10 protein-coding genes and 1 tRNA gene are annotated in these 9,932 nt (G+C 65.3%); 10 read left to right on the forward strand and 1 reads right to left on the reverse strand.

Annotation, left to right across the window (positions count from 1 at the left end):
• Positions 1 to 396 precede the first annotated feature (396 nt).
• Positions 397 to 470, forward strand: a tRNA-Gln gene (locus miv_RS23925).
• A 116-nt stretch (positions 471 to 586) separates the two neighbouring features.
• The gene (locus miv_RS23930; RefSeq protein ID WP_207179305.1) at positions 587 to 2,371 is read left to right on the forward strand and encodes a DUF6538 domain-containing protein; all 1,785 of its coding nucleotides are present in this window, start codon (positions 587 to 589) and stop codon (positions 2,369 to 2,371) included.
• A gap of 74 nt (positions 2,372 to 2,445) precedes the next feature.
• On the opposite strand, the gene miv_RS23935 is transcribed toward miv_RS23930, so the two are convergent.
• Positions 2,446 to 2,703 carry a helix-turn-helix domain-containing protein gene (locus tag miv_RS23935; protein WP_048463683.1) on the reverse strand — a complete coding sequence of 86 codons (258 nt, stop codon included), beginning with the start codon at positions 2,701 to 2,703 and terminating at the stop codon, positions 2,446 to 2,448.
• A gap of 110 nt (positions 2,704 to 2,813) precedes the next feature.
• Here miv_RS23935 and miv_RS23940 point away from each other — a divergent pair, with 110 nt between their 5' ends.
• From miv_RS23940 to miv_RS23975, 8 genes are all read left to right on the forward strand, one after another.
• Positions 2,814 to 4,064, forward strand: coding sequence for an MBL fold metallo-hydrolase (locus miv_RS23940; protein WP_207179307.1), 1,251 nt, complete (start codon positions 2,814 to 2,816; stop codon positions 4,062 to 4,064).
• The gene (locus tag miv_RS23945) at positions 4,061 to 5,101 is read left to right on the forward strand and encodes a hypothetical protein (protein ID WP_207179308.1); all 1,041 of its coding nucleotides are present in this window, start codon (positions 4,061 to 4,063) and stop codon (positions 5,099 to 5,101) included. Before miv_RS23940 ends, miv_RS23945 begins: the two co-directional genes overlap by 4 nt.
• A 129-nt stretch (positions 5,102 to 5,230) precedes the next feature.
• Positions 5,231 to 5,692, forward strand: coding sequence for a hypothetical protein (locus miv_RS23950; RefSeq protein ID WP_207179310.1), 462 nt, complete (start codon positions 5,231 to 5,233; stop codon positions 5,690 to 5,692).
• Between the two features lie 79 nt (positions 5,693 to 5,771).
• Positions 5,772 to 6,251 (forward strand): hypothetical protein, encoded by a 480-nt coding sequence (locus tag miv_RS23955; protein WP_207179312.1) that lies wholly within the window; start codon positions 5,772 to 5,774, stop codon positions 6,249 to 6,251.
• A 12-nt stretch (positions 6,252 to 6,263) separates the two neighbouring features.
• Positions 6,264 to 6,731 carry a hypothetical protein gene (locus miv_RS23960; RefSeq protein WP_244748678.1) on the forward strand — a complete coding sequence of 156 codons (468 nt, stop codon included), beginning with the start codon at positions 6,264 to 6,266 and terminating at the stop codon, positions 6,729 to 6,731.
• Complete coding sequence (locus miv_RS23965) at positions 6,728 to 7,429, forward strand: hypothetical protein (RefSeq protein ID WP_207179314.1); 702 nt, start codon at positions 6,728 to 6,730, stop codon at positions 7,427 to 7,429. Before miv_RS23960 ends, miv_RS23965 begins: the two co-directional genes overlap by 4 nt.
• Positions 7,430 to 8,313: 884 nt before the next feature.
• Entirely contained in the window at positions 8,314 to 9,105 is a 792-nt protein-coding gene (locus tag miv_RS23970) for a hypothetical protein (protein ID WP_207179315.1), read from the forward strand.
• A complete protein-coding gene (locus miv_RS23975; protein WP_207179316.1) occupies positions 9,102 to 9,908 on the forward strand; it encodes a GIY-YIG nuclease family protein in 807 nt (268 codons plus the stop codon). Before miv_RS23970 ends, miv_RS23975 begins: the two co-directional genes overlap by 4 nt.
• Positions 9,909 to 9,932: the final 24 nt, after the last annotated feature.

A 9,932-nucleotide genomic window follows, 5' to 3' on the forward strand; every position in this document is an offset into this window, starting at 1 on the left:
AACGCGCCCTCATCAAGTGAAACTCTGCAGGTTTTAAGAAAAAACTGTGTATCCGTCCCGTCCTCCGGGTTCCTCGGACCTGTCCACGACCGGGCATGGTCGGTCGGCTCGCTCTCGCGTCCGTGAGCGCTCTGCGGGTTGCACGCCCGCGACCGCGCCATCACCCTTCGCCCCCCGACCGGAACGGCCCCTCGATCGTCCGCGGACCGGCCGAGACCTTCTAGCCCCCGCCCCGATCCATCTCGAACGGGCGCCCCTGCGGGACCACGCGCACGACGCCCAAGAAGCGCTTGACCGGTCCGGCGAACCGGCCTATCAGCACCGCACCGCAGGCGGTGACCGGCCAGCCCGGCCAGACGGAACGCTCCTCTGGACCTGATGCAGCCACCGCCTCGTTGGGGGATAGTTTAACGGTAGAACAGCGGACTCTGACTCCGTTAGTCGTGGTTCGAATCCACGTCCCCCAGCCACTCGGTGACCTAAGCTACTCCGGGCATTTACGAACTCGCTGAACCGCCCTGCGGTCTGAGCATGTTGCTACACACCGCTGCTACACAGGCCGTCCGCGCGACGGCGGGAGCGCGGTTTGGGTTCGGTCGCCAACATCGTCCAGCGCGGACGCATCTTCCACTTCCGACGCCGTGTTCCGGCCGACCTGCGGCGATGCCTGGGCCGCAACGAGCTCGTGTGCAGCCTCGGCACAGGCGACATCCGTACTGCCAAGTTCCAGGCCTGTCGGTTATACGTGGCGGCGGAAGAGCTGTTCTCGACCCTGCGCGCCACGCCGATGCTGACCGACGATCAGATCGCCCACCTCGTCCGCGACTTCTACGACCTCATCCTGAGGGACGAGAACGCCGGCCGGTTTACCCACGGTCCCCTGCCCGAGGGCGTGCGCGAGGCCCGGGTCATCCAATATGCGACGATGGCCGCCAAAGGCCGCGCTGCGCTCGCAGGCAACCGCCTCGACGAGGCAGCCTTCATCGCCGAAATGATGCTGAAGCGGCAGGGCATTACCATCAAGGACCTGGCTCCGGCGGAAGCCGCGCAGGCCAAACAGGCGATGCTGCGCGCCGGCATCGACATCTCTGAGGCCCTGAAGGCACGTTACGAGGGCGACTTCAACTACGAGCCGCGCGACAGGCTCCTGAAGGTGACGCTCACCGAACCGCACCCGAAACACTGGCCGACGCCTGCGACATCCCCGACCGCTCCAGCGGCACCGGCTACCCCGGCGACACCACCGCCTCCCGAGCAGAATGACCCTGCTCCGGCGCGCGCAGGTGCGTTCGAGGACCGCGGAAAAGCGTTCCGCGATCAGCAGGTTCAGACGAAGCGCTGGGACAACCAGACCGCGGCGCAGGCCGGTGCCACCTATCGCCTGTTCGTCGACGTGTGCGGCGACAAGCCTCTCGGCGCCTACACCCGCAAGGATGCCGGACGCTTCCGTGAGCGGATCGAACGCCTGCCGAGCGACTACGGCAAGCACCCGCGCTATCGCGGTCTGAGTGTCGAGGCAATCCTGGCAGCCTACACGGCTCTACCGGAGGCGTCTCGTGCCGGCGTCATCACGCAAAAAACCATCAAACGCCACTTCTCAGCCCTGTCCACCCTCTGGACGGCAGCGGTCGCCGAAGGAGAAGCGGGCGAAAACATCTTCTCCGGCCACCGCTTCGCCGCCACTCGCAAACCGAGCGAGCAGCGCGACATGTGGGAACAGGCAGATCTCGCACGCCTCTTCGTAACGCCGGTCTGGACCGGCAGCCGTTCGGAGACGCAGCGAAGCACACCCGGTACGCTTATCCTGCGCGACGAGCGCTTCTGGCTCCCGCTGATTGCCGTACTTTCCGGCATGCGCCAGGAGGAGATCTGTCAGCTGCAAGTCGAAGACATTCGGCAAGACACCGGAACCTGGTACTTCGACATCAACGATCGGCCACCGCGCAAGCTCAAGAATGCCACTGCGATCCGACGGGTGCCCATACACTCGGAGCTGATCCGGCTCGGCTTCCTGCAGCATGTCGAGCGCATGCGTCGCAATCGGCAGGCCCGCGTGTTTCCCGCATTCCGCCCCGGCGGCGCCGATGACCGCCTGGGTCACGCATTCACGAAGTGGTTCACGCGCTACCGTAGGGATGTCGGCCTCTACCGCCCTGGCCTGAACTTCCACTCTTTCCGCCACACCGCGACGACGCTGATGCACCAAGCCGGTGTGGCCGCGGCCGTAATCGACCACGTCACTGGTCATACGACTCCGGGCGAGACGGCCCGATACACTAAGCGCTCATCGATATACCAACTGCAAGCTGCAATAGAGTTGATCGTTATCGAGGTCGACCTTACGCAGCTCCACACAACAAAGTCTGCGTAAGGGACATCCTGACATCTCGGCGCGGCCATATCTTCAAGACTCCTGCCCGCGCAAAGAAATCACCTAGCTCTACGTTAGCCTCTGCGCCCACCCCGCAGCGGTTTAGGCGGCGCCTCATCATCAGCGGGGGTGACGAACAACTCGCTCAAGGGTACAGAGAGTGCCTCGGCAATCTTGTCGAGCAGGTCGACCGTCGGGTTCTCGACCTGCCGCTCCAAGCCGCCAAGATACGCGCGGTCCACGCCCGCATCGGCAGCCAGTCGCTCCTGGCTAAGCCCTTGTGCCACGCGTACGCGGCGCAGGTTCCACGCGACCAAAGCTCGTCCCTTCATAGACGAGGACCAGCGGCCAGCGAGGGCTATCAAACCACTGGCTATAGCCACAGGGAACGGCTACGGTTGTTCCGCGGCGAGGATGACCGCGCGGGGCAAGCAGGGTCACGATGCGGGTGCGCATTCACCGCGGCACGCGTGAGATCGGCGGCACCTGCGTCGAACTCGCCCACGATGGTGCCCGGCTCCTCCTCGATCTCGGCCTGCCCCTCGACGCCGCGGCAAACGACGCGACCTGTCACCCACCGGTTGAAGGACTCGACGGCAGCGGCGATCTCCTCGCGCTCATTCTCAGCCACGGCCACCGCGACCATGTCGGGCTGAGCCACCTCACCGGACCGAACCTGCCGGTAGCACTCGGCGCGGCGACACTCCGCATCCTCCAGGCCGCAGCCGCCTTCGTGCCCGATACCTGGGTGCCGCCCAACACGGTGACCTTCGGCCACGGCCAGTCCCTCACCTTCGGCCCGTTCACCGTCACCCCGATCCTCGTCGACCACTCCGCCTTCGACGCCTACGCGCTCCTCGTCGAAGCCGGCGGGCAGCGGCTGCTCTATTCCGGCGACCTCCGCGCGCACGGACGCAAGGGCGCCCTCTTCGAGCGTCTGATCCGCAGCCCGCCGCGCGCCATCGACGCCCTCCTCATGGAAGGATCGAGCCTCGGCCGCCTCAACGCCGAGCGGCTTTTCCCGACCGAGAGCGAGATAGAGGATCGCTTCGTTGCGCGGTTCCGCGAGATGACGGGCTTGGCCCTCGTCGCGGCCTCCGCCCAAAACATCGACCGCGTCGTCTCACTCTACCGCGCCTGCAAGCGCACCGACCGTACGCTGATCCTCGACCTCTACGCCGCCGAGATCCTGGCCGCGACCGGCCACCCCAGCATCCCGCAATCCGACTGGCCGGGCGTGGCGGTCTTCGCCCCGCACCACCAGCGCGTGCGCATCAAGCGCACCGGCCGCTTCGACCTACTCGCGCGGCACAGCCACCAGCGCATCTACGCGGAGCACCTCGCGGCGCTCGCGCCCCAGGCGGCCCTGCTGTTCCGGCACTCCCTGCTGCCAGACCTCGACCGGGCCGTCTGCCTCGCGGGCGCCGAGGCGATCTGGTCACAGTGGGACGGCTACCTCCGACAGCCCCGCGGACAGGCGCTCGCCGCCGACCTCGCTGCCCGCGACATCCCGCTGACCCACGCCCACACCTCGGGCCATGCCAGCATCCCGGACCTCAAGCGTCTGGTGGCGGCGATCGCGCCCCGGCGGCTCGTGCCGATCCACACTTTCGAGCCGCAGCGCTTCCCAGCGCTGTTCGGCGCCAGCGTCGACATCAAGGAGGACGGACAGTGGTGGGACACGACGGCATGAGCGAGACAGCACTCTATCGGGCTCTGGGCGAGCCCTTCCTCGCGGCGCTCGAAGCCCTCGCGACCGCGCCGCATGGCGGCTGGTGGGCCGACGTCCTCGCCGACTCGGACCTGCTGCTGGCAGTGCGCGACCGCTCGCTCAACGTCTACTATCGCGGCGCGTCGCTGTTCCGGATCACCCCGGCGGGCGCGGGCGTCTCGGCTGAGACGCACGTGAAGTACCTCGTGCGCCAGCGTCAAGCGCTGACCCGGCTCGGCCAGGACGGGGGCTTCGCGCTCGACCCAGGCACGGCGGTGTGGACGCGCTACGAGGGGCCCGGCACGCTGGCCGAGATGAAGCGGGCCGCTGCCGCACTCTCCGGCCTGGAGAAGGCGGGCGTGCACGCGCTCGCGAAGGCTAGCCCGAACGTCGTCGATGTCGAGATCGCGCTCACCGGCGCACCGCTGGAGGCTGCGTCCTCCGAGCGGGAGGGAGCGGAAGCAGACGCCATGCTCCTGGCGCCGGACAATGAAGCCTCGGCAACTCCAACTCCGGCTCAGACCCGCCAGGACCGGCTCGATGCCGCGAGCCTGGAGGAGCGGGGCGCGGCTGACGAAGCGTGGCTGGTGTTCCACGAGGCCAAGCTCGCTGCGAACCCGAGCCTTCGTTCGAAGACCACCCCGGCGATCGTCACACAGGTCGCCCGCTACCGCGCGACACTGACTGAGCAGGCGGACCGGCTGGCAGAGAGCTACCCGGCCCTGTGCCGCGACCTCGTCCGCCTCAATGCCCTGCGCCGGGCGGTGCATGCCGCCCGCGGCCTCGCTGCCGTGCCGACCCTCGATCCACTCGTGGACGAGGTCGCCCGCGGCGCGCGCCGGCTCCGGGTCGACACCGAGCCGCGTCTCGTGGTGTTCGGCTTCGATGCCGACCAGCGTGACGGCGCACTGAAGGCGGTGATCGACGAACTGCGCGGCCAGCACGGGCTACAGGTCTATGCGGTCGGCCGGCCCAGCGGGCGCACGACGGCTGCCTTCCGCCCCACCGACGCGGCCTAACGGCACCCGCCCAGGTAGGGTGCGACCGCCGGCCGCGGCAGGAATCTGCGTCCGGCGGTAAAATCCAAGGGGGGTCAACGGGAATACATATCCTCGGCTCTGCCGGAGCCTCCGCGAGACCCCTTCGTCATGTCCAGCCCGCTTCTATTCCTCGCCCCGAGCCGGAGCGCGTCGAGGCTTCGCCAGCAGACACACACTACCGCGATCGCCCTGCGTCTCGGCGCGCTGCTCACCCTCATCCTGATCGCCGCGCCCGTTCACGCCGAATCGCCATTCGAGGGACGCTACCAGGGTCGCGGTGAAGGCCGGCTCAATCTGCAGGTGTTCGACCTTGGAGACGGCAGCGGCACCCACTTCGTCGTTGCCGAAACGGCGATCCCAAATGGATGCACCGGAGAGCTGCGCGGTCTCGCCAAGTCCGGTGGCGCCGGGGTGCTGCTGTTGACCCGCAAGGATAGTGACTCGGAGAAGATCTGCACTCTGACGCTGCGCCTCAGCTCGGACCGTAAACGCGTGCGGATAGAGGAGAAGAACTGCGGCGACTTCCACGGGACGTCCTGCGCCTTCGACGGCGCGATGACCCGCCGCTGATTTCGTCCTGCTGCGGCCGGGCACCTCTGCGCGCCCGGTTCCCTTCCCCGCACCTCTCCACCTCCGACGGATCCCCCTCATGATGCGCGCGATGCTGCCGCTCGTCCTGCTGGCCGCCAACCCGGCCCAGGCGAACCCGCCAGTCGACGAGACCAAGTCCGGCGCCTGCCTCGAACTCAAGCTCGACGGCCGGTTCGCCCCCTGCAACGACGACTTCCGCTTCGTCGATGACGGCCGAGGCGAGATCAGCTTCGTCACGGGCTACGGTGATGGCCGGGGCATCCCGAAGACCGTGCTAGCGCTGTTCACCGCCCAGGCGCCCGACATGGAGAACGCCTACGGTTACGCTCTGCGCCTGACGAACGTGACGCAGATGACCTACGACAAACCAGACAGCCAGCGGATGTGGAAGGCCACCGGCCTGTGCTTCATGGTCAAGCCGAACCCGGTGCGCGCCGGCGCGAAGGCGGTGCGGCAGGACATCGTGGTGATGTGCTCAGCCACCCTGGCTGAACCGGGCGCGCCCTTACGGCGGATCGACTGGAAGTTCGTGTTCTGACGGGGCAGCACCATGAGAACGACTTCCGCGGACACGGACGCAGACGTTCCCGGTCCGGATGCCCCTCCCGGTGAGCTGCTCGAGCCGAGCGTTGGCATCTTCTGGGGCGTGCCGGACGGCGGACGCACCGTGCTGGTCACCGATCGCACGACCATGACCGAAGCGGAGATCTACGGCGACTGCCTTACCCACCCGCGCGGGCACCACGAGGTCTGGGAAGCATGGCGCAAGCTCGGAGCCACGGCGCTGCGCCGCCGCGGCCTGCCGCCGGCCATCGCGGGCCACGAGTACGAGGCGTTTCCGCGCGGGCGGGTGGTCTACATGCGCGAACCGGGGCTGTTCACCCTCTACGCCGACCGGCACCTGCAACGGCCGGAGACGGTCACCAACATCCTCCGGCTTTTCGGCCTCGCCGGCGAGCGACACACGGTGCGCTCAGACGCACACTACCGGACTCGGGCCGGAGGGCAGTTCACATGACCGGCAGCTCGGCCGAGATCGAGGCACTACTGTTCGACGGCAACGACCTCAACAACCCGACGCCCGGCATGCTGCCGGCGATCTTCCGCGACATCGTCGGACGCCTCGACGCGGCTGGCCTCGCCTACGCCGTGATCGGCCGCATCGCCCTAGCGCTACACGAGCAGGCCCGCTTCGTGCGCGAGATCGAGATCGTTGTGGGCGGCGACGCAGACGAACGCGATCGCATCGCCGCCCTAGCACGAGCAACCCAGGCACGATTCGCGGCACACATGGACCCGCGGAAGTGCGAGCATCCTATCGTCCTGACGATGAGGCCCAGCACCTGTTCAGTCGAGACACAGCTGCTGGCTGAGGCGATCACCTGCCCGTGGTTCGGCGTCCAGGCACGGCTGGCAAGCGCAGAGCACCTGCTTTGGCTGTGGTGCCACAACGAGGGTCCCGACCATGCCATGAACGCCAGTGCACTCATCGTGGGCGGCACGGTCGACCTCTACTCCGTGCGGAGTCTGCTGCGCACGACGGACGACATGGAGGAAAGCGGTCAGCGGCGACTGCGGCTGGCAATCGGCGACGCGGTCCTGTCGGTGACGTCCTCGTTCAGCCGGTTCATGGCGGAGCGGCGCGCCCGGCTTGACCCGCACTACGTGCCACTCTGGCGTCGGCTACAGGCGGAGGCAGCGAAAGAGAATGACTAATGAGCGCGCGCTCGCCTAACAAGCCGCAGCACCAACCTCGCTGAGAAGGCCGACAGGGTTCGCGGCTGCTTCGTGGCTCTCGCGACCACTACATCACAGCGAAAATCACCCTAGAGCATTTTCCGACGAAGTGGATGCCGGTTCGTCGAAGAAAATGCGGCAAAACAAAGACTTAGAGAGCTTCGCGATTGCAACGCGATCGTGAAGCGCTCTAGCGGGCGGCGAACGAGTTGGAGCGGCAGGCTACCCCGCCGCTTACGCCCCCCGCCGGTGGGCGCCGGCGTACCATCGGCAGGCGGATGGGTGCCCCTGGACACGGCACGTCTGCCACAATGACCCTACGGCCTGCAGCCTCCGGGCACCACGCTAAACCGACTTCGACACCGACCACCCGACCCAGACTATCGCCAGTTTGCCGCCGATCCCGATTCTGCCAAGTGTTTGAAACTTGGTGCCTCTTGCTGGGCCGGTCCTGCCGACACGCGGCCTCGGCAGCAGTCAGCGACCTGTAGCTCACCCCTGCGAGAGAAGCGGGTCACGATCCCGCAGAGATAAGCGAAGCTGACGCGAACTCGTGACCCTTAGCCGACGTCGAAAGCGTCTCCTTTGCTAGCACTTGATTTCACTTGAACCAAGCAATTATCTGACCGGCTCGGCACGAGACCGTGATCAGGGCATCGACTTACGGCCGATATAAAGCCGACGTGCGAGCCGGACCCGCCAGCAACACATTGAAAACGTTCGATCGTCGAATGCGTGAAGGACTCATCTTCCCATAGGAATGCGCCGCGGAGGCGCTTATTATCAATGATGGACGCCGAGATGGAAGGGCGCACGCGATGAAGTATCTCGGTGGAGAGCGCTTGTTCGAACGACGAGCGCGCATGATCCTGCCAATCCTCGTTCGACAGGCTGAAGCGAACGAACCGATATCCTATGGGCGTCTGGCGCTGGAAGCCGGCATGCCGAACCCTCGTAACCTGAACCACCCTCTCGGCCGCATCGGCGGGGCGCTTCTCGCGATCGGCAAGAAGTGGCGTGAAGAAGTCCCTCACATCCAATCTCTCGTGATCAACTCGACCACGCGCGTTCCGGGAGAGGGATTCGATGGCTTCCTCGCTGCGAGGGGTTACGTGGATCTCGCGTTGGAAGAGAAGCGACCATTCCTGAAAGAATACTGGTCCAAAATATTCGCGTATCCCTGGTGGGGCGAGGTGCTCGAGGAATGCGAGCTCGAACGGACCCAGGGAGGCCTCGAAGATGTCCTGGACGGAGCCGCGGGGCTTGGAGTTGGTGAAGGCCCGGAACATGCAAGGTTGAAGGAATTCATTCGAAAGAACCCTGACGTCGTTGGATTGACCAACGTTGGCGCCCCCGGAAGGAGTGAGTATCCTTTGCCTTCAGGCGACAGCGTGGACCTGATGTTCACGTCCAAGGGCCGATCCCATGCCGTCGAGGTGAAACCGTCCAATGCCGGTTATGCTGATCTGGCCCGCGGGCTGTTTCAATGCGTGAAGTATCGTGCGGTGCTGACGGCGCTCGCTCGGTTCGAGCAGACGGGTACCGCCATCGACGTGCGACTGGCGATCGGTGGAGCCCTACCGGCCAAACTCTTCCCACTGAGAAACAGCCTAAATGTCCGAGTGATCGAAAACGTAAAGGCTCGCCGAACATGATTCGACTGCAGGAAGTCCTTCCGATCGGCGAGCCGAACGCCTTCAAACTTCATTTCGGGCGCTACAATGGCCAGCATGAACCGCTCGACGAGTGGGCCCGGGACCATGAGAAGTGGGTCGGATGGCAAGAGTATCGGCCAGGCCGGGACGACTTCAATCGACCGTACATCTTCTCATTGATGAATTTCCATCCGGAGCCGGGCGTGTGGCTGTTCGGAGGTGTCTTCGACGTCGTCGAGCGACTGCCCGATCAGTACATCGTGGGCCTATCACCGCTCGGTCAAAACATGATCGGCCGCCTCAAGATCCACTATCCCTATTATGATCGTGCGACCCGAGTCCGGTTCGAAAACCATTATGGTGAGATGCAGGTCTCAGAGATCCTCAGAGAACCGTACGGCGGGCGATCCTTCCCTGGTTTCGATGCGATCGACCTGTCTTTCAATGAGTTGGAGACGCTCGTCCTGAAGAACCGTCTCGATTGGCGGCAGGCTCTCATCAGTGCGAAAGGCGTCTATCTCATCACCGACACGCTCACGCACAAACGCTACGTCGGTTCCGCTTATGGGGAGCAGGGCATCTGGTCACGTTGGATGGAATACGCCCAATCGGGTCATGGTGGCAACGCAGAGCTGCGTCTAATCGTCCCAGAAGCGAACCTGGATTACTGCCGAGCCAATTTTCGTTTCGCGCTTCTGGAATATCATCTGCCGCGTGCGCTGGACGACTACATCATCAATCGAGAGAATTACTGGAAATCGGTTCTGGTGACACGCGGCGCGTTCGGGTTGAACAGGAATTGAGGCCCCTTCCGGCACTCCGGAGAT

The organism is Methylobacterium indicum (assembly GCF_017347565.1).
Taxonomy (GTDB): Bacteria; Pseudomonadota; Alphaproteobacteria; order Rhizobiales; family Beijerinckiaceae; genus Methylobacterium; species Methylobacterium indicum.